The 18,918-nt window shown below is 68.9% G+C and carries 12 protein-coding genes; 5 read left to right on the top strand and 7 right to left on the bottom strand.

Features of this window, described 5'->3' with window-relative positions:
• Positions 1-44: 44 nt before the first annotated feature.
• From AB0H61_RS19910 to AB0H61_RS19900, 3 genes are all read left to right on the top strand, one after another.
• On the top strand, positions 45-581 hold the full coding sequence (locus AB0H61_RS19910; protein WP_357306415.1) for a YdcF family protein: 537 nt from the start codon (positions 45-47) through the stop codon (positions 579-581).
• 252 nt (positions 582-833) lie between these two features.
• The gene (locus AB0H61_RS19905) at positions 834-2,063 is read left to right on the top strand and encodes an acyl-CoA dehydrogenase family protein (RefSeq protein WP_357306413.1); all 1,230 of its coding nucleotides are present in this window, start codon (positions 834-836) and stop codon (positions 2,061-2,063) included.
• Complete coding sequence (locus tag AB0H61_RS19900) at positions 2,063-3,211, top strand: acyl-CoA dehydrogenase family protein (protein WP_357306410.1); 1,149 nt, start codon at positions 2,063-2,065, stop codon at positions 3,209-3,211. Before AB0H61_RS19905 ends, AB0H61_RS19900 begins: the two co-directional genes overlap by 1 nt.
• Before the next feature lie 111 nt (positions 3,212-3,322).
• On the opposite strand, the gene AB0H61_RS19895 is transcribed toward AB0H61_RS19900, so the two are convergent.
• Positions 3,323-6,400 carry a (Fe-S)-binding protein gene (locus AB0H61_RS19895; protein ID WP_357306406.1) on the bottom strand — a complete coding sequence of 1,026 codons (3,078 nt, stop codon included), beginning with the start codon at positions 6,398-6,400 and terminating at the stop codon, positions 3,323-3,325.
• A gap of 463 nt (positions 6,401-6,863) precedes the next feature.
• On the opposite strand from AB0H61_RS19895, the gene AB0H61_RS19890 reads away from it, so the two are divergent.
• The gene (locus tag AB0H61_RS19890) at positions 6,864-7,568 is read left to right on the top strand and encodes a hypothetical protein (protein ID WP_357306404.1); all 705 of its coding nucleotides are present in this window, start codon (positions 6,864-6,866) and stop codon (positions 7,566-7,568) included.
• Positions 7,569-7,622: 54 nt separating this feature from the next.
• Here AB0H61_RS19890 and AB0H61_RS19885 read toward each other — a convergent pair whose 3' ends face one another.
• From AB0H61_RS19885 to AB0H61_RS19860, 6 genes are all read right to left on the bottom strand, one after another.
• Positions 7,623-8,498 carry an NRDE family protein gene (locus AB0H61_RS19885; RefSeq protein ID WP_357306402.1) on the bottom strand — a complete coding sequence of 292 codons (876 nt, stop codon included), beginning with the start codon at positions 8,496-8,498 and terminating at the stop codon, positions 7,623-7,625.
• A 138-nt stretch (positions 8,499-8,636) separates the two neighbouring features.
• A complete protein-coding gene (locus AB0H61_RS19880) occupies positions 8,637-9,962 on the bottom strand; it encodes a S1 family peptidase (protein WP_357306399.1) in 1,326 nt (441 codons plus the stop codon).
• A 109-nt stretch (positions 9,963-10,071) separates the two neighbouring features.
• A complete protein-coding gene (locus AB0H61_RS19875) occupies positions 10,072-11,427 on the bottom strand; it encodes a S1 family peptidase (RefSeq protein WP_357306397.1) in 1,356 nt (451 codons plus the stop codon).
• A gap of 165 nt (positions 11,428-11,592) precedes the next feature.
• On the bottom strand, positions 11,593-12,726 hold the full coding sequence (locus tag AB0H61_RS19870) for a hypothetical protein (protein WP_357306394.1): 1,134 nt from the start codon (positions 12,724-12,726) through the stop codon (positions 11,593-11,595).
• A 42-nt stretch (positions 12,727-12,768) separates the two neighbouring features.
• Positions 12,769-15,366 carry a LuxR C-terminal-related transcriptional regulator gene (locus tag AB0H61_RS19865; protein WP_357306391.1) on the bottom strand — a complete coding sequence of 866 codons (2,598 nt, stop codon included), beginning with the start codon at positions 15,364-15,366 and terminating at the stop codon, positions 12,769-12,771.
• The gene (locus AB0H61_RS19860) at positions 15,356-17,182 is read right to left on the bottom strand and encodes an Hsp70 family protein (protein ID WP_357306388.1); all 1,827 of its coding nucleotides are present in this window, start codon (positions 17,180-17,182) and stop codon (positions 15,356-15,358) included. The genes AB0H61_RS19865 and AB0H61_RS19860 overlap by 11 nt, the downstream gene beginning before the upstream one ends.
• Positions 17,183-17,477: 295 nt before the next feature.
• On the opposite strand from AB0H61_RS19860, the gene AB0H61_RS19855 reads away from it, so the two are divergent.
• The coding region (locus AB0H61_RS19855) for an IniB N-terminal domain-containing protein (protein ID WP_357306385.1) at positions 17,478-18,918 on the top strand (1,441 nt) is incomplete at its 3' end.

The following is an 18,918-nucleotide window of genomic DNA, read 5'->3' as shown; positions in this document are numbered from 1 at the left end:
ACCGCTGTGACCTGCGCAGACCCTTCGCCGCTAGCATCGACCCGGTGCGCGGACGTCGGTATGTCTCGGCTGGACTCGGTCTGGCGGTGACCCTCGCCGTCCTGGTCGCGGCCCTCTGGCCGGTCTACGTCCGGCCCCGCACCGACCCGCCCGCGCCTGCCGACGCCATCCTCGTCCTCGGCGGCGCCCACGACGGCCGCGAACAACTGGGACTGCGCCTGGCCCGCGAAGGCTACGCCCCCCGCGTCCTGTTCTCCGACCCCTACGAAACCAGTGCGCTGATGAACCGAATCTGCCACGGCCGCTACAGCTTCGAGGTGAGCTGCTTCGATCCCTCGCCGCGCACCACCCGCGGCGAGGGGCGCGAACTGGCCCGCCGCGCTCGCGTCGAAGGCTGGCGCCGCGTCATCGTCGTCACCTTCACCCCGCATATCTCCCGCGCCCGCTACATCCTCGGAAAGTGCTGGGACGGAGAACTTCTCTTCGCCGACCCACAGCCTCGGCTTTCGGTCCTGCGCTGGAGCTACGACTACGTGTACCAATCCTCGGGGTATGCGAAGGCATTCTTCGAAGACTGCTGACGCGTGGCTGGCCGCCACCCTGGCCTACGCCGCGCCGGAGCAGCTCGGAGACCGCTGTCGTCGTGGTCCTGCTGCTGGTGCGCGCGGTCCCGATCCGCTACCCGCCGACTGATCGCGTCCTGAGCCGCGCGGACCTCATAACTGCGGGCATATGGCCTCAGTTTGATTTCGCAGTGTGGCGGACTTACATTGTGGTCATGTTGGCGGTTGGCCAACAATAATGCAATGCGGCATATCCCTCCGGGAGGGCAGATGGATTACGACTGGTCAGCGGCTGATCTGGCCTTTCGGGACGAGGTGCGGTCCTTCCTGGACGCGAAGCTGACACCCGAACTGCGGCGGGCGGGGCGCTTGGCGACGAGTGTGTACCCGGACCACGAGGCCAGTATGGAATGGCAGCGGATCCTGCACGAACGCGGCTGGGCGGCGCCCGCCTGGCCGGTCGAATACGGCGGATGTGACTGGAGCCTGACCCAGCACTACATCTTCAGCCGCGAATCGACCCTGGCCGGCGCGCCGACGCTGTCGCCGATGGGCATTCGGATGGTGGCCCCCGCGATCATCGCCTTCGGCACGCCCGAGCAGAAGGCGTTCTATCTACCGCGCATCCTGACCGGAGAGATCTTCTTCTGTCAGGGGTATTCGGAGCCGGAGGCGGGTTCGGACCTGGCCTCGCTCACGATGGCGGCCGTCGACGACGGCGACGACTTCGTCTGCACCGGCAGCAAGATCTGGACAACCCATGCGACCGAGGCGAATTGGATCTTCTGCCTGGTGCGCACCTCGCGCGAGGGCAAGAAACAGCAGGGCATCACATTCCTGCTGATCGATATGACCACACCGGGCATCGAAATCCGGCCGCTGGTGATGACCTCCGGCGAGGAGGTGCAGAACCAGGTCTTCTTCGACGGCGTGCGGGTGCCGAAGAGCAATGTGCTCGGGCGCATCGACGAAGGCTGGACGGTGGCCAAATATCTCTTGGTGCACGAGCGCGGCGGCGCGGCGGCGCCGATGTTGCAAGTGATGGCACAGGATCTGGCCACCGCCGCGGCGGAACAGACCGGGCCGGACGGCCATCCGCTCATCGACGATCCCGCCTTCTCGGCGCGCTTGGCCGAGGCCAGGATTCGCACCGAAGTGCTCGAAATCCTCGAGTACCGCACCATTTCCGCGATGGCGCAGGGTAAGAACCCGGGCCCGGCCTCCTCGATGCTCAAGATCCTCGCGACCGAATTGAGCCAGCAGCTCACCGAACTCGCGCTGGTAGCGGCGGGTCCGCGCGGGCGGGTCTATCAGCCGCATGCCACGAAACCGGGTGGACCCGTGGCCGAATACACCCCGCCCGCCGACGGCTACCGCAGCGGCGAGGACTGGCAGGCGGTCGCGCCGCTGCGCTACTTCAACGATCGCGCGGGCTCGATCTACGCGGGCAGCAATGAAATTCAGCGAAATATCCTCGCCAAGGCAGCATTGGGGCTCTGATGGACTTCACACTCACCGAGGAGCAGGAACTCCTGCGCGACTCGCTCGCCGGATTCCTCGGCGCCCGCTACGACCTTGAGAAGAGCCGCGGCGCCGCGAAATCGGCCGACGGCTGGCAGCCCGCCGTATGGCGCGGCTTCGCCGAGGAACTGGGGATTCTGGGCGCGACGCTGCCGGAGCGCGTCGACGGAATGGGCGGCGGGCCGGTCGAATTGATGGTCATCGCCGAGGAATTGGGACGTGCGCTGGTTGTCGAGCCATTCGTGGATACGGTCGTGGTCGGCGCCGGTCTGCTGAATCGGTCCGGTGGCGAGCGGGCCGATGCGGTGCTGCGCGGCATCGTCGCCGGTGACGCGCGGACCGCATTCGCCGTGCTGGAACCGGCCTCCGGCCAGACACTGCACGATATCCGCACCACCGCGCGCCGTGACGGCGACGGATGGGTGCTCGACGGTGTGAAGACCGTCGTGACCAGCGCACCGCTGGCCACCCACCTGATCATCGCGGCTCGGACCTCCGGCGAACGGCGCGACAGGGCCGGAATCTCGCTTTTCCTTACCGAATTCGATGCGACCCGACCGCTCGCCGGGGTCGAGGTGCATTCGTACCGGACGATCGATGACCGCGTCGGCTCCGATCTCACATTCACCGGCCTGCGCCTGCCCGCCGACGCACTGCTCGGCGGCGAAGGGGCGGCGTGGGAGGTGATCGACGCGACCGTGGACGAGGCCGTCGCCGCCGTCGCCGCCGAGGCCGTCGGCTGCATGCGCAAGGTGCTGGGCGACACCATCGAATACGCGAAGCAACGCCAGCAGTTCGGGGTTCCGATCGGCAGCTTCCAGGTGCTCCAGCACCGCATGGTCGATATGTATATGGAGCTCGAACAGTCCATCGCCGCCGCCTATCTCGCGGTCCACTCCCTCGGCGCTGCCCCGGCAGACCGAGCCAGGGCGGTCTCCGCGGCGAAGGTCACCATCGCCAGGTCGGCCCGTTTCATCGGTCAGAACGCCGTCCAGCTGCACGGTGCGATGGGCATGACCGAGGAACTCGCGATCGGCCACTATTTCAAGCGCCTCACCGCCATCGAGAGCGAATTCGGCTCCAGCGATTACCATCTCGCCCGCTACGCCGCCCTGACCAGACCCTGATCGGTATCCAGCGGCATTGACGGGTCGCCGCCCGGTAATACCGAATACAACAGCGGAGCCCGGGTCCGAATATCGGACCCCGGGCTCCGCTGTTTCAGTGGTGCGCCGTGCTCAGCTCTTGCGGCCCGGAGCCTTCGCACCGGACTTGAAGCCGAGGCCGCCGGGCTTGGCGGCGGGCGGAGCGACCGGCGGGGCGCCGTTGCCCGAGGCGGGCTGCTCCGGCTCCGTTGCCGGTTCGGCCGCGGCGGTTTCCGGTTCCGGAGTTGCCGCGGGCGCCGGTGCGGCCGGGGCCGGGGTGGCCGCGCCGGGGGCCTTCGGGCCGGGGCGCTTGAAGCCGGACTTCATGGCCAGACCCTTGGCGGCGACGGTCGGCTTCACCTCGGTCGGGGCCGAGGCCGGTTCGGCGGCGGCCGGTGCCGGGGCGGATGCGGCCGGGGCCGCTTCGGCGGCCGGAGCCGCCGGTGCCTTCGCACCCGGCGCCTTGGCCGCGCCCTTCATGGCGAGACCGCCGCCCGGTGCCTTGGCGCCGCCCTTCATACCCAGACCCTTGACGGGCGGGGCCGCGGGAGCCTCGGCCGCGGGAGCCTCGGCGGGGGCGGCCGGTGCCTTCGCGCCCGGTGCTTTGGCGCCGCCCTTCATCCCGAGCCCGCCGGGAGCCTTGGCGGCACCCTTCATCCCGAGTCCCTTGGCGGGTGCGGGGGTCGCGGCGGCCTCCGCGGCCGGAGCCTCCGCGGCCTTGGCGCCGGGTGCCTTGGCGGCGCCCTTCATGCCGAGTCCGCCACCAGGTGCCTTGGCGGCGCCCTTCATGCCGAGTCCGCCACCGGGAGCCTTGCCGCCGCCCTTCATGGCCAGGCCGCCACCCGCGGGCGCTGCCTTGGCCTCGGCCGGAGCCGCGGCTGCTTCGACAACCGGTTCCGGTGCGGCCGGAACGGGTTCGGGCTCGGCTTCCTTCTTGGGCTCCTGGACGACGACCAGGTTCTCCGTCAGCTGCGCGGGCTCGACGCGAGTGATCGCGTCCAGCATGAGCTGGGCGACGTCGACGACCTCGACACCCTCGCCCTGGCCCTGTTCCTGGCGCGCGGTGACGCCGTCGGTGAGCATGACGCGGCAGAACGGGCAGCCGGTCGCGATCTTCTGCGGCGAGGTGGACAGCGCCTCGTCGACGCGGTCGACATTGATGCGCTTGCCGAGCTGCTCTTCCATCCACATCCGGGCGCCACCGGCGCCACAGCACATGGAGCGTTCGCCGTGCCGCGGCATCTCCACCAGGGTGGAGCCGGAGGCTTCCATCAGCTCACGCGGTGCGTTGTAGACCTTGTTGTGCCTGCCCAGGTAGCAGGGGTCGTGGTAGGTCACGTTCTGGGTGACCGAGGCGACCGGGATCAGCTGCTTCTGCCGCACCAGGCGGTTGAGCAGCTGGGTGTGGTGCACGACCTCGTAGGTGCCGCCCACCTGCGGGTACTCGTTGTTCAGCGCGTTGAAGCAGTGCGCACAGGTGACGACGATCTTCTTCTTGCTCTGCTCCACGCCTTCGAACACCGAGTTCAGCAGTTCGATGTTCTGCGCGGCCAGCTGCTGGAAGAGGAATTCGTTACCCGCGCGGCGTGCGGAGTCACCGGTGCAGGTCTCCTCGGCGCCGAGCACCATGAACTTGGTGCCCGCGGTGGCGAGGAGTTCGGCGACGGCCTTGGTGGTCTTCTTGGCCCGGTCCTCGTAGGCGCCCGCGCAACCGACCCAGAACAGGTACTCGTATCCATCGAAGGAATCCGCGTCCCGGCCGAAGACCGGGATCTGGAAGTCCATTTCGTTGATCCAGTTGAGGCGGTCCTTGGAGTTCTGACCCCACGGGTTGCCCTTGTTCTCGAGGTTCTTGAACAGACCGGCCAGCTCGGACGGGAACTCCGATTCGATCAGCACCTGGTAGCGGCGCATGTCGATGATGTGGTCGACGTGCTCGATATCGACCGGGCACTGTTCGACGCAGGCGCCACAGGTGGTGCAGGACCACAGCACCTCGGGGTCGATGATGCCGTTGACGTCCTCGCCGCCGACCAGCGGCCGCTCGGCCTCGGCCCGTGCGGCCTCGGAGATCTTGGCGAGTTTGGCCTCGTTCGGCTTACCGTCGGCGTCGACCAGGCCGATCTCGTCGCCGCCCATATCCTTGCGGCCGCCGGCCAGCAGGTACGGCGCCTTGGCGTAGCCGTGGTCGCGCAGCGACATGATCAGCAGCTTCGGCGACAAGGGCTTACCGGTGTTCCAGGCCGGGCACTGGGACTGGCAGCGACCGCATTCGGTGCAGGTCGTGAAGTCGAGGATGCCCTTCCAGGAGAAGTCTTCGATCCGGCCCGCGCCGAGGGTGTCGGTATCGGCGTCGACATTCTCCATGTCCAGCGCCTTGCCGTTGGACATCATCGGCTTGGCCGCGCCCAGGGCGACGCCGCCGTCGTCCTCGCGCTTGAAGTAGATGTTCGGGAAAGCCGCGAACCGGTGCCACGCCACACCCCACGTGAGGTTGCGGCCGACCAGCAGCAGGAACAGGCTGCCCGACATGAGCTTGACGAATGCGAAGATCGACACCAGGACGGCGCTCTCCGGCAGGATCTCGGCGACCCGCATGGTGAAGAAGTCGGTGGCCGGGTTCGAGTGGTGGTAGGTGGCGATCTTGCCCGCCTTCACCAGGATCATGCCGAGGCCCTCGATGAGGACGATCATCTCGATCACATACGCGGGACCGAACTTCGAACCGCTGAAGCGCGAGAGGCGCTCGGGCACCCGCGGGTGGTTCAGCTGGCGGATGACGATGAGGGTCACGATGCCGACGACGGTGCCGATGCCGAGGATCTCGTCCCACAGGTGGTAGATCGCCCAGTTGCCGATGATCGGCCAGTGGAACTCGGGATCGAAGGTCTGGCCGTATGCCTCGAAGAACAGGATGAAGCCGCCGAGGAAGCCGATCATCACGAGCCAGTGCGCCCAGCCGACCGTCCGGAACTTGTTCATCCGGGTGTGGGCGAGGAACTCGATCATCATCTGCTTGAGGCGCGGGAAGAACGGGCGCCAACGGTCCGGCGCCGACTGGCCGACCATGATGGTGCGCGAAATGTTCCGGACGCCGCCGAAGAACGACGCCCAACACAGAAGGCTGAGCGCCGCCCCAATCGTGCCCAGCGTCAGTGTCAGGGCATTCATGTCGCGACCTTTCTTTCGAGGCAACACGAGCGTTCGAGCTCGGCAAGGCTGCCGACTCGGTTGGCTCGTATCGTAACCGCCAGTAAGTTACCCGCCAGTAACTACTGTGCCCTATCGTACGATCGGCATTTCGCCTGCATCCCCACACGCTGGGGCTTGACCCAGAATTTACCTGTGATCAATCTCACAGCTAACCGTGTGGAAACCGTATGCGTTCGGGCGGTAACCACCGTAAACGGCGACCCATCGTCCTCGATCGGTAAGGACAGGCTTACTCCCACGGGTGGGTAATGGATCTCGCATCTTTGCGCATGTTGGTTTAGGCTCACGACGTTCTGTTCACTGTGCCTGTTTTCACACTGCTCGGGGAGAATCCGAAGGGGTCGACCGCCTTTCGGATTGAATGAGCTCTCGCGTGGCGGAGGCAGGCGGCGGACAACCCTGATGATGGATTGGAAACTGAATGAACCTCCGCAGGACCACCGCGGCGGCCGCACTGGTTATCGGCGCGATGACCGTGGGCATGGGCACCGCACACGCCGAGCCCGCTCCGGCCCCGGCCGCTGACCAGCCCATCAACTACTCGGTGAAGTTGGTGGACAAGACCGTCGTCACGACGCTCCGTGGGGGAACCTTCGCGCTCACGCAGAAGGATGGAGCGACGCCCGAGGACCCGAAGATCAACGTCGTCGACATCAAGGATGACAAGGGCAACACCGTCATCACGCTGCCGATGGAGTTCGACGCGGCGGGCACCGAGATTCCGGTCAAGTCCGAGCTGAAGAAGGACAACACCGTCCTCGAGATCACCCCGGAGAAGCCCGAGGGTCTCTCGCTCAACGGTCCGGTCGGCGCCAAGCCGATCGCCTCGGCGATCGAGAACCAGCGCGCGCAGAACGACTTCGCCAGCAAGTTCGGCATCGGCACCGCCATCGGCGGCTTCGTCGGTACCGCGGTCGGCGCGATCATCGGCTGCATCGTGACCATCCCCGCGGGCTGCCTGCCGGGTCTGGTGACCGGTGCGGGCGTCGGCGGCATCCTCGGCACCATCGCCGTCGGTGGTCCGGCCCTGGTCGCGGCGGGCGTCGAGCTCATCAACGTGATGCAGGCTCCGGAAGGCACCACTCAGTGGGCCGACAAGCCGAAGCCCGCGGACGCCCCGAAGTAGTCCGAGAATATTCCGATCGGCCCGTTCCCCCTGGGGAGCGGGCCGATCGGCGTTTCAGGCAGACAACTCGAGGCGGCCGCGGTAGGTGACGGATCCCTGCTCCCGCCCGAACTTGCCGAAGGACCGCTCGGCGATCTCGAAGGTGCCGTCCTCGCGCACCAGCAGCACCGTGCTCGCCCTGGTCCCGTGCAGCAGATGCGCCACGAACCTGGCCGAGACCGCGCGCTCGAACGGCAGCGCGATCCCGGTGTGCGGCAACAACTCGTCCGGAGCCTCGGTGCGGTCGGCGAGCACCTCGAAATAGCGGTCCAGCGCGCCGGGATCGGATTCGACGACCTTCCGCAGCCCGGTCAGCCCATCCCGCACCTTGGGCCAGATGGTGTGCGGCGCTTCGAGTTCGGCCACGGAATCGGGCGGGGCCGAGGTGATGAAGGTGCCGTTGGACAAACCGTGGTAGCCGGGCGTCAGCTCCCGTGGCGGAACCGCACTGCGGTTGGAATGCCACCAGAGCGATTCGAGGTCCGAGACCACCAGGTTGTATCCGTTGTAGTCGTCCGGTGCCGCAGCGACGTCGAGAACGTACTTTTCGGGGCCGGGGAATTCGCCCGGGGGCCTGCGGTCCGAGGCGCCGCGCAGAAAGTCCATCAGCAATGCCCCGCGCGAGCGCGCGTCGGCGCGTTCGTCATTCGGATTGCGCACATTCGTCACCGCCGCGAACCGGTTCTGTCCCTCGGTCAGTCCGAGCCAGGTGCCGGGCGGATCCCCCGCCGCCTTGCCGCGCGCCCCCACATCGCGTCCCGCGAGCAGTCCGGGCACCTCCGGCCAGCGTCGCATGGACTCGGTCGGCCGGGTGTAGAACTCGTCCCGGTTCGCCGCCACGATCAGCCGGAATTCCGGATGCGCGCGCCAACCGATCAACACCAAACACATGCAGTCCAGAATGCCCCACATACGCCGCGACGGGCACCGGATCACATACCGTTCAGGCCGCGTAAGGGCAGTGGAAATCCCCCGGAAACAGCAAGAAGGCCGACGGCGCGTGCCGTCGGCCTTCTCGACTACGGGATATCAGTTGGTGCGGATCCGCAGGCCCGGGTTGTCCGAGAGCACCACGCTGACCGGCTGCGCGAACAGCTGCGGCACGTTGCCGGTGAGGGCGCCGATCAGGTTGGGGATCTCGCAGATCGGGTAGTCGGCCACCGAGGACGCGCTGGAGATGCCCAGGGCCATCCGGCCGGTCACGATCGGGCCGCCGCTGTCGCCGGGCAGGGCGCAGATATTGGCCGAGAAGCTCTGGGTGAGCTCACGGTCGCCGACCTGGACGGTCTGATCCACGGCGTTCACCACGCCACAGCTGAAGCCGGTGCGCGAACCCGACTTGCAGACCGGCGCGCCGACCACCGGGGTCGCGACACCGTCGACCAGGATCGGGGCGGCGCCGGGCACCCGCACACCGTTGTTGGTGAAGCGTTCCTTGGCTTGGTCGTTGATGCGCACCACCGAGTAGTCCTGCGCGCCGAGCACCGACTTCTGGAACACGCCGAGCTGTCCGCCCGCCCGGTCGCCGACCAGTTCGTGCACGCCCGAGGCATGATCGGTGCCCGCGGAGGCCAGGTCGGGGTTGCAGTGGCCCGCGGTGATGTTGACGACATTGCCCGCCCGGTCGGTGCCGTTGAACCCGAAGGAGCAGCGCAGCGAGCTGCGTCCGTTCACCGAGGCGAACCCGTCGCCGCCGGAGAGCGAACCGCGGTAGATCTCACCGGCGATTTCGCCCGCCTGCGGCAGCACCTCGCCGGCGATCGGGGGCGCCATCACAATGACCCGGGACGGGTCGATGAAGCTCGGCAGCGGCAGACCGGCCTGTTCGACCCGGACCGCGATGCTGTTGTTGACGGTATCGACCACCACGCCGCGCACCAGGGCCGAGACCGCCTCGGGCTGACCGTCGAGCCAGCGCTCGAAGGCGGACTTCTCGCCGCGCAGCGCGGCCTCGCTCTTGGCCACATTGCGGATCTCGAAGCCGGCGGACTGCGCGGCCTTGCGGGCCTCGTCGGTGCCGGGGCCCTGTGCCAGTGCCACCACGGCCTGGCCGGAATCGTCCAGCCAGGAGCCCGCGAATACCTGCGGGTACTGGCGCTGCGCGGTGGTGGCGAAGGCGGCGACCTGCTGCGCCAGATCGGCGCGGCGCAGGTACTCGTCGGGGGAGATCTTCAGGTCACGGGTCACCGCGGCGATCAATTCGGCGGGCAGGCCGGGGGCCTGGGCCGGTTCCGCATTCGCTACTGCCGCCGTAGGCCCGAACAGCAAGATCGCCGCTGAAGCGGCGATAACTGTCTTCTTGACCCGGGTCTGTCGCGCAGCCGATCGGAGCTGACCTATACGTGGCAGGAGCATGCCGAAACTATATGGGGTTCCGGCCGGTAGCACTACTTATCCAGAGATGCGGTTTTGCCGGACTCGGACTTACTCGGTATCGAGCCCGGCGATCACCCTATGATCTTGGTCACTCTTCGTTCTGCTTGGTGCGCACTGTGATTCCGCTCCCGACTCCGCCGCCCGCGCTCGCGTCGATATCGGTCAGGATGGCGCGGATCGGAATGCCCAGCGTGGCGGTGCCGCCGTACGGCGCGAGCGCCGTATTGGCCTCATTGCAATTCGGCGCGTCGGCCGCGTTGGAACCGCTGGTGATGCCGAGGGCCAGCGTGCCCGAGACGATCGCGCCGCCGCTGTCACCGCCCAGCGTGCAGGCCGAGCTGGCGAAGCCGCGCACCGTCTTGCTCTCGCCCTCGGCGGTGTAGAGCTGGGTCTCGACCCGATCGGCGACCACGAAGCCACAGGTGAAGGTGGACGACTGCCCCGACTTGCAGATGGGCGCGCCGGTCACCGGATCGGCGGTGCCGGTGATGGTGAGCGTGGTGCCGTTGGCGCCGCGCACCCAGGGCTGATCCATACCCGCACGGACGGCGCGGTCGTTCAGCTTGATCACCGAGTAGTCCAGACCGGACGCGCCGCCCAGCCGGGCCGTGACGAAGGTGCCGAGTTCGGGGCTGTTCGCAATGTCCTTGAGGTTCGGCAGATAGACGCCGGCCTGCTGGTTGGTCTTGCTCAGATTCGGGTCGCAGTGGCCCGCGCTGATATTGAGGGCATTGCCCGCCGCGTCGACGCTGTTGAAACCGAACGAGCAGACATCGACGCCCTTGAGCGAGGTGTCCTGCAGCGAGTTCGGCGCGCTGATGTAGGTATCGCCGCCCATCGGACGCCGCTCGACCGGACCGCCCGAGCCGGGGGACAGGATCACCTTGATATTGGCGATCAGGGTCGGCAGATTCAGCACGTGGCCCGCGGGTGTGTTGGCGATGCTCATCACCAGTTGGCTATTGAGGAAATCGATGGCCACCGAGTTGATGGCCTCGGACAGGTCACGCGGCAAGGTCGCGATCCACTGGTTCACCTGGGTCAGGGAGTTTTCCAGGTTGTTCGCCGAGACCGGGGCCAGCCGGGTCTGATACCCGTCGGCCGCGGCGATCCGGGCGGCATCCGGCGAGGTGACCGCGACGACCGGTTTGCCGTCGGTGCCGAGCCAGGCGCCGGCGAAGGTGTCGGGGCGCTCGGAACGGAAGTCACGCGCGTATTGGCTGAGCTGCTGGGCCTGGGCGGCGCGTTCCAAATACTCCGCGGGCGTCATCTTCAGATCGCGCGAGATGGCCTCCACCAGTTCGGCGGGCAGATGCTCGGCGGCCAACTGGCCGGGTTCCGCAGAGGCGGTGGTGGTGCCGAACAAGGGTGCGAGGAGAACGGTTGCGGCAGCTCCGACCGAAGCAGCCTTGACCGCGGCGCGACGCGCCACCAACTTGCGCATGAAGTCCCTTCGTCGGCACTGTTGTGCCAGCTAAATCCATGGGCCACGGCAAGTTCCGTTGGCGCACGACCGTCGTCCAGCATCGAACCGGTGGTCCGCTAATCTTCCGACAACACCGGTCAGCGCACCACTTTAGGGCACAAACCGGGCGAGGTCGCTAGTAAATCAACGGATAGAGGGGATCTCGAAGGTGAAGGTGGGTGGCGTCCAATCGGTATCGGGCGGCGACCACCCCGGCGGGTCCGGAAACAGCGGGCGTGTCGTGGTGGTGCGCCGCGGCGTGGACCGGGCGGTGGTGGTCGGTTCCGGCGTTGTCGGCTCGGGCGTGGTGGTCGGCGGCGGCGGGGTGGTAGTGACCGGTTCCGGTTCGACGCTGCGGGTGACCACGATCGACGGTTCGCTGGTCACCGGCGGCGCGATCGGTTGCGGGGGTGGCGGACTCGTGGTCACCGGATCGGATTTGGCGTCACGCACCGGCGGGGGCGCGGTCGTCTCGTCGCCGCGGAAAAGGATGGCGACGCCCAGACTGCCCAATGCCAGACCGAAGAGGATCGCGACCGCGACCAGCAACTGCACGCGGCGCCGATTCGACGTCTCGGGAGTGCTCGCGGCGGTAGGTGTCGCGGTGTCCGTGACCGCGGTATCGGTGAGCACCTCGGTGGGAAGCGGCGCGGCGACCGGCAACGCGGCGGAATAGGCCTGCGCCTGCGGTGCGGGCGTGGGCACCGCGGGGATCACGTCGGTCTTCACCGTCGCGTTCTCGGCATTGGCCGGATCCGGCGGTGTCGCACCGGCCGGAGTCGCGAGCACAGCGGCCAGCGCCGCGCGGGCGGCGTCGTAGGCGAACGATTTGCCGGGCTGCGCGGTATCGATGGCCGGTAGGTCCGACTCACTGACCAGCACCACCGAGCGCAGGCCGAGATAGTCCAGCGCCTCGCGCAGCGCTTGCACCTGCGGCGCGGTCCAGTGACCCGGGTGGGTCGCATAGAACTCGGCGGATCCGCTCAGATGTTCGGTGGTCTGATTGATCAGGCAGAACAGCGCGGTCGCGAACAGGTCCTCGGCCCGGTATGCCTCGCCGTCGTCCACCGGCAGACCCGCGGGGTTGCCCACCGCGTCGACGAAACCGGTGATCGAATTCGAGTTACCGACCGGCGCGGCGCCGCCGAGCACGGTGTCGCCGTCCTCGGCCATATGCAGGATCGACTCGCGAACGACGTACTGCAGATCGCCGGCGTCGGTGACGATCGCCGCGGTGCACTCGTCGTCGGCGATCCGCAGGCCCACCCCAGTGGCCATCCCAATTCCTCGCTTCGATATCGATCGGCCTGCGCCGGGCAATCACACGAGCAGCGAGCCGTGTCCCATGGCGCGGAGCATCGACAATAACTCCGAACGCGACCCGGCACCGATTCGGCGCCGGATGCGGGCGACATGATGCTCCACCGTTTTCGCGGAAATGTACAGGCGCGCGCCGATCTCCCGGTAGGTCAAACCGAGGAGGACCAACTCGGCCACCTCGCGCTCACGGTCGCTGAGGATGGCGGCGCCATCGGTCGCCGGATCGGGGCTCACGGGGGTCCGGCCGCGCGGGCCCGTGGCCGACGGCGCCGGTGGGATCAGCGATTCCTGCGGGCGGGCCTCGGCGCGGACCGCCCGCGCGAGTTTCAGCAGTGCGGTGGCGGTGGTGGAATCGCCCGCGGCCAAGGCGGCCTCGCTGGCGAGCCGGGCGGCGTCCCAGGTCAGGCCGATGGCGCGCAACCCGGCCACCGCCGCCTCCACCGGACCCGCCGCGACCTGTCCACGCAGTACGAGCACCCAGGTGCGGCCCGCGTCGGCGAGCACCGCCGCGTGTCGGTCACCGGCCTCGGCGGCGGCCTTGAGCAGCCGGGCGTGCGGCACCAGTTCATCCGGGCTCTCGTGGGCGATCGCGGCCTGCACGCCGTACCAGTGGAAGGCGTTCGCCCAGGTGGGCGGCTGATCCAGGTGCCGAAGCAGCGTCAGCGACGCGTCAACCAGTGGCGCGATCCGTCTTTCGTCGCGCAACCGGATGGCTGCCAGCCAGAGTTCGCCGATCGGCAGGAGGGTGAGCAGGTCGGCGTCGACATCGTCGAACAGTGGGTAGGCGGCCTGCCAGGCCCGGGCGAGCGCGACATTGTCACCACCGCGCCGGGCCAGCCCGACCGCGGCACCGTGTGCGAGCAGCCGGTCACGGATATCGAGGGAATCCCAGTCCAGTGCCGCGACGGTGGTGGCGGCGCCCTGTTCGTCGCCGCCGAGCATGGCCACCCAGGCCGACAGCGCCTGCAATTGGTGACAGCGCAGACCGCTGTCGGTGGCGCGCAACAGCGCCTCGCCCGCACGGCGCGGCTCACCGGTGCTCAGGCACAGCAGCACCGCGATCGAGACCGCGGTGCAAGGCAGGAACCGATCGACCCCGGCATCGGCGTGCGCCGCCTGCACGAGCGCGGATACCGCAGCGGCCGAATCGGTTCCAGGGCGGGTCAGGGTGTCGGCGAGTGCGGTCGCGATCAATCGGGCCTGCGTGTTCGCTTCGGTAGGCGGCCATTGCGTCGCCGAACCGGATAGTTCCGCGGCGTCCCGGATATTGCCCGCCAGGTAGAGCACGGTGGCCCCGACCGCCCAGTCGGCCCCGATCCGGTGCGCACCCAGCCAGGCGTACAACTGGGCCGCGCGCCCGACCAAGCCGCGGCGGGTCAGCACCCCTGCGCAGATCCGCACCGCGTCGGCGAGTTCGGCGCCGCTCACCCCGGAGCGGGCCAGCAGCGGCTCGGCCAGCCGCATGGCGGTTTCGCCATCCCCGATGCGGGCAGCGGCCTCGGCCCAGCGCAGCGCGATCAGATCGAGTTCGGCGCCGGCCGCCACCGCGGCGGCATAGTATCGGACGGCGTCGCGTCCGGCGTGTTCCGCTGCGCGGCACAGGAATTCGGCGAGTTGCGGATCGCGGACGCCGGATTCGGCGAGCGCCAGCGCGGTGTGATCGCGCAGCAGGCCCGCGTCCAACCGGGCGGCGAGCAAGCGGCGTTGCACACCGAGATAGCGGCGATCGCCGAGGAGGGTGCGCAGCGGCGCGATAGCGGGGGCGAGCAGTAGATCGGCATCGGTGACCAGCGCGGTCGCCCTCGCCCGATCGATGAGTGACTGGGCCTCGGCGGCGTCGACGCCGAGCACCTCGGTGAGTTCGCTCGCGTCGAGGCCGGTGCCGGTGGTGGCGACGGCCAGCGTCTCCAGCAGGTCCGGCTCCAGATTGTCCAGCAGCGCGCGCGCCCAGTCGGCGACCGCTTCGTCCACGGCGCGGATGCCGGCGTCAAGGCGTGCCGAGCAGGCCGCGGTCAATGCCGCGACGACGCCGCCGCGGATGCCGCCGGTCTGCTGATGGATGTGCTGCGACACCGGACGCGGCACCGCCATACCGAGTTCCCTGGCGAACGGGGCGATATCCGAAACGCCGAGCGCGCGTAAGTCGATCACGCGACCACGGCGCGCCACCGAATCGGCGAGGGCACGCAGATGGACGTCGTGGGGGCGAGGCTGGGTCGCCACCACCACCGTGCAGCAACCGGATTCGATACTCGCGCACAGTGCTTCGAGATCGGCGGGGCTCGCGGTGTGTGCATTGTCGATGATCAGGGCCGGGCGCGGTGAGAGGTCCTCGGTGGCCTGCGCCGCCGGGTGCCGGCCATTGCCGCTATTTGTCGCACCCGCCGCGATCGTTGGTGGCGCGGGGGCACAGATATTGTCCCGCAGCGGAATCCCACGGGACCGCAGCCGGGCGCGTACGGCCGTGAGCAGTGCCGACTTACCGGTGCCCGAGCGGCCCCGGATCAGGACGACGACCGAATCGGGCTCCGCAGAATCCAATTCCCGGAAGATATCTCGTGCGTACGGCATGGTGTCGAACGCGATGTCAGCCACCATTGCCTCCGAGGATCTCGCCGGGCACGCGCAACACCGTGCCGACGCCGTCGCCGACGCCGTCGATGGTGTCCGACAGCACACCCGTCGGCAGGTTCGGAATCTGGGGCTGCTGCGGCGCGGGTCGGGGATTGGGCGCGGGTACCTGTGGCGCCGGTTGCGGCGCCGGTTGTGGTGTCGGTTGTGGCTGCGGCTGTGATCCCGGTTGTGGTTGCGCCGCACCGGGTTCCGCGGAAGTCGAGGCGGCGGGGGCGGGTTGCCCAGGGGCGGGTTCGCTGTTCACGACCGCGACCGTGGTACTGCCCGGCGTATTGGTCGGCGCGGAAACCTGTTGCCCGGCCCGTGGTTTGGATTGTTCGGAGCTGACGCCCGCCGGGTCGGCCGCAGGCAGCGCGGGCGCCGTACCGTCGGGGGTGGTGGTGCCCGCGGCCTCTTGGCTCGCGGTGGTCGAGTGCTGGGTCGACGCGGGCGGATTCGTGCCGGACTGGGCGCCGGTCCCGATCGCGACCGTGCCGGTGGCCAGCAGGCCGATCACCACCGCGGCGCCCGCGATAATGGCGATGCGTCGACGTCCGGTCAGCGCCCGGCCCGGGCGGCTGTTCGGCGTGGGTAGGGCTTTCGGGGGCGTCCCGGAACGGGGAACCGCGGCCGCGGCGGTCCGCGAGACGGCAGGCAATTCCTCCGTTTTCGCCGATGCCAGGGTGGCGAGCGGCTGTGGTGTGGGATGCACCCGCGTGGCGAGTACCTCCGCGGCCAGCGCGGCGGCGCCGCGGGCACTGGTCTGTGCTGGTTCGGGGGCCGCAACCACGGGCAGGCCGAATTCGGTCGAGATCAGCTCGGCCACCAGGGGGATCGCGCCGCCGCCACCGGTGAGCAGCACCCGGCCGATATCGCCGATCTCGAGGCCCGCGCGGTGCACCGCATCCCGGATCAGGTCGAGTGAGGTCAGCAGCGGGCCGCGCAGCAGTTCCTCCAGCTCACCGCGGACCAGTCGGATCTGCTGGCGAGGCGCGGTCGGGTCCAGATGTACCGGGACAACCGTTGCCGTATTTATGGAAAGCTCTTCTTTCGCATTTCGGCAGCGGCCACGCAATACCGACAATTCCCGTTCGACGACCGGGTCGAAGGGATCGAATTCATTTCCGTCGAGCGCATTTGCCAGGACATAGCGCATGGTCAGCAGATCGAATTCGGCACCGGCGACATCGGTGCTGCGCAGCGGCGTGCCGAGCGGCCCGGCCATGGCGCCGGTGCGAACGACGGAGACGGTGAGCCCGGTAGCGCCCAGGTCGTAGACCACGACCGCGCCGTCGTCGAGCGGGCCGTGCGCGGCCGCGAGCCAGCGCACCGCCGCGGTCGGCTCCGGAACCAGGGTCACTTCCGGCAGACCGGCGCCGGCCAGCGCGGCGCGCTGCACCTCCACCGTGTGCCGGGACCACCACGCCGGATGGCAGGCGACCACGGCGGCCGGTGATTGTGTTGTCGCCGTGGTCGATTCGTCGATCAGGCAGCCGATCGCGGTGGCCATCAGGTCCGCGGCGGAATGTGCCGTGCCGTCCTCGGCCAGCATATCGATCGGATCGCCGACCCGATCGAGAAAGCCTTCCAACACGATATCGCTGGAATGCCTGCCGGTCGGCCTCGCGCTCGCCCCGAAAGTGGGTGCCGCATCCGGGGACAAGCGCAATACGCTCGGATGGGCCAGGACGGTACCCCCGCGAGCGGGGCCCGTTTCATTGTCGCCGACATCACCTGACGTCGCCACGGCGACCGAATTCGACGCTCCGACAGTGATGCCGAGCGCCAGACGCTCTGTCATTCGAGAACCCCATTCGACAGCTCTGTGGTCCGATTGTCGCTGCTGTGTAGTCCAGTGGTGTGCGAAAGCGGATGGTCCGGCCGACGCATGAGATCTGTCGGTTGCTGGCGAACAACCGTTACTTCGTACGGGGAATGTTGGGGAAATTCCCCTAATGGCTCGATGGCCCCTAAAGGGTTGCCGAGGTGAGTCATAGGGGCGCGCCCCGTTTCGAAGTAACGAGATCGCTGCCTAGCGTGAAATGCATTCCAAGCGCGGATCGGAGAGGTCCGCCCATCCCAGGAGACGATCCCCGATGACACCCAACGCGATTCTCGAGTTCATCCTCAGCTTGTTGCGCGACCGGGAGGCCGCGATCGGCTACTGCGCCAACCCCGAGCAGGCGCTCGCGGCAGCGGGTCTGACCGCCGTGACGCCGGAGGATATCGCCGCTGTCGCGCCCATGGTCGCCGAATCGGCCCTGGTCGCGGGAGGCTCCCAGTTGTCGGCCATCGTGGCGGCGGGTGGGACTGCCGCCACGGCCGCCGCGGTGACCGCGGGTGCGGCCGCCGCCACCAATGCGGGGATCGGCCTCGGTGCGGACGCGCAGACCGGCGCCGACATCAGTCTCGACGCGAACACCGGCCTCGACCTGGATCTGAGCGCGGGCATCGGCTCCGCCGTCGACGCGGGCTTGCAGATGGGGGCCGATATCGGCGCGAGCCTCGGCGCCATCGCCGACATCGGCGCGGATCTGACCGCCGATCTCGGCGCTGGTCTGTCCGCGGGTCTCGGCGGTGCCCTCGGACTCGGCGGCCAAGCGGGCGGCGGTCTGGAGACCGGTCTCGGCGCGATCGCCGATCTCGGCGCCGGTGTGTCGGCCGGTCTCGGCGTGGGCGCCGGGGCCGGTGCCGACCTCGGTGCGGATCTGGCGGCCGGAATCGGCGGCACACTCGATGGCGCGGCGGAAGTGACGACCGGCCTGGAAGCCGGCCTCGGCGCCGCCACCCAGGCCGCGGCCGACCTCACCGCGGGCCTGCACGGCGCGGTCGACGCGGGCGCGAACCTCGGAACCGGACTGAGCGCGGGCATCGGCGGCGCACTCGACGGAGCGGCCGGCGCGGGCGCGGATCTGACCGGCGCGGTCGGCGGCGCGCTGGATGCCGTGGCCGGCGTGGGCGCCGGTCTGAGCGCTGGGCTCGAAGGTGCGGCAGGTGTCGGTGGTGCGCTCGACGCGATTGCGGGCGTGGGGGCAGGTTTGGAGGGTGCGGTAGACGGCGCCTTCGATGCGGGTGCCGGGGTGGGTGCCGGTCTGGGAGGTGCCGCTGGTGCCGATCTGAGTGCGGGTGTCGGTGGCGCGGTGGATGCTGCGGCCGGTGTGGGTGCGGGTCTGGGTGCCGGTTTGGAAGGTGCTGCCGAGGCCGGTGCCGGATTCGGTACCGCCGTCGGCGGTGCGCTCGACGCGGGTGCTGGAGTTGCAGCGGGTCTCGAGACGGGCCTCGGTGGGGCCGCCGAGCTCGGTGGTGAGGTTGCGACGGGCTTGTCCGGTGCGGTCGGCGGTGCGTCGACCGGGCTCGAGTCGAGCGTGTCCGCCGGTCTCGACGCGGCGGCAGGTCTGAGCGCCGGGCTGGAGGGTGCGGCCGGTGCCGGTGCCGATCTGGGTGCCGGTGTCGGTGGCGCAGTGGACGCTGCGGCTGGTGTGGGCTCGGGTCTGACCGGTGCGGTCGGCGGTGCGGTCGACGCGGGTGTTGGTGGCG

This window comes from Nocardia sp. NPDC050710, assembly GCF_040654375.1.
GTDB lineage: Bacteria > Actinomycetota > Actinomycetes > Mycobacteriales > Mycobacteriaceae > Nocardia.
Note: the sequence above shows the minus strand (reverse complement) of the source record. Positions and strands in the feature narration are given on the sequence as shown.

Bases quoted from the DNA above. Each gene is read 5' to 3' on its own strand.
- AB0H61_RS19905 (WP_357306413.1), top strand. From the start codon at position 834: ATGGATTACGACTGGTCAGCGGCTGATCTGGCCTTTCGGGACGAGGTG.
- AB0H61_RS19900 (WP_357306410.1), top strand. From the start codon at position 2,063: ATGGACTTCACACTCACCGAGGAGCAGGAACTCCTGCGCGACTCGCTC.
- AB0H61_RS19895 (WP_357306406.1), bottom strand. From the start codon at position 6,400: ATGAATGCCCTGACACTGACGCTGGGCACGATTGGGGCGGCGCTCAGC.
- AB0H61_RS19890 (WP_357306404.1), top strand. From the start codon at position 6,864: ATGAACCTCCGCAGGACCACCGCGGCGGCCGCACTGGTTATCGGCGCG.
- AB0H61_RS19885 (WP_357306402.1), bottom strand. From the start codon at position 8,498: ATGTGTTTGGTGTTGATCGGTTGGCGCGCGCATCCGGAATTCCGGCTG.
- AB0H61_RS19880 (WP_357306399.1), bottom strand. From the start codon at position 9,962: ATGCTCCTGCCACGTATAGGTCAGCTCCGATCGGCTGCGCGACAGACC.
- AB0H61_RS19875 (WP_357306397.1), bottom strand. From the start codon at position 11,427: ATGCGCAAGTTGGTGGCGCGTCGCGCCGCGGTCAAGGCTGCTTCGGTC.
- AB0H61_RS19870 (WP_357306394.1), bottom strand. From the start codon at position 12,726: ATGGCCACTGGGGTGGGCCTGCGGATCGCCGACGACGAGTGCACCGCG.
- AB0H61_RS19865 (WP_357306391.1), bottom strand. From the start codon at position 15,366: ATGGTGGCTGACATCGCGTTCGACACCATGCCGTACGCACGAGATATC.
- AB0H61_RS19860 (WP_357306388.1), bottom strand. From the start codon at position 17,182: ATGACAGAGCGTCTGGCGCTCGGCATCACTGTCGGAGCGTCGAATTCG.